Origin of the sequence: Bartonella sp. ML70XJBT (assembly GCF_028618425.1) — a bacterium.
GTDB lineage: Bacteria > Pseudomonadota > Alphaproteobacteria > Rhizobiales > Rhizobiaceae > Bartonella.
On record NZ_JAQISX010000102.1, the window covers coordinates 1 to 738 of the forward strand.

At 38.8% G+C, this 738-nt stretch carries 1 protein-coding gene; it reads left to right on the forward strand.

Annotated elements, in window-relative coordinates; all coding sequences use genetic code 11:
• On the forward strand, positions 1 to 536 hold a 536-nt coding region (locus PVV65_RS09890), incomplete at its 5' end, for a hypothetical protein (protein ID WP_273790042.1).
• Positions 537 to 738: the final 202 nt, after the last annotated feature.

Genomic DNA, 738 nt, shown 5'->3' on the forward strand with positions numbered 1-738 from the left:
CTAAGGTTTATGGCAAGGTCTATGGTGGTGCGCGGGTTTCCAATAATGCTTTAATTTCTGAGAATGCTGAGGTTTATGATGATGCGCGCATTTATGACAATGCTAAAATTTATGGCAAGGTTTATGGCAATGCGCATGTTTGTGACCGCGCTCGTGTTTATGCAAATGCTCATGTTTATGACAATGCTCATCTTTCTCATAATGCTTGGGTTTATAATAGTGCAAAGGTTTATGGGAATGCAAAATTATCAGGAAGTGCACGTATTCATAGCAATGCGGTGGTTTATGATGATGCTGTTGTGAGTGGTGCTGCTAAAATTTATGGCAAGGTTTATAACAATGCTAGCGTGGCTGGCTCTTGTGAAGTTTATGGCTCTGTCTATGGCAATGCAAAACTCTCATATTGTGCAAAGGTCTGGGGGCGTGCTTATGGCAATGCAAAAATAAACAAAAAAAGCAAAGAAAAGTTGGTGCCCCAAAATTGTGAGGTTTATGAAAGCGATCATGTTATCAAGATTGTTGATAAAACAGAATAAAGAACGGCATGGGGAGGCCTTCTTTATGGCTATAAACGCATCATAAGATGCATTCCTTAAAACGTATCATAAAAAAGAGAACTCCAAAAAAGAAAGCCGTGCCAATTGATATGACGCGGCTTTTCAATGGAGGCTTTGGAATAACCAGTTCCAAATCATAAGTATTTACATACAAAACGTATTATATTGCAAGCGTTCTATT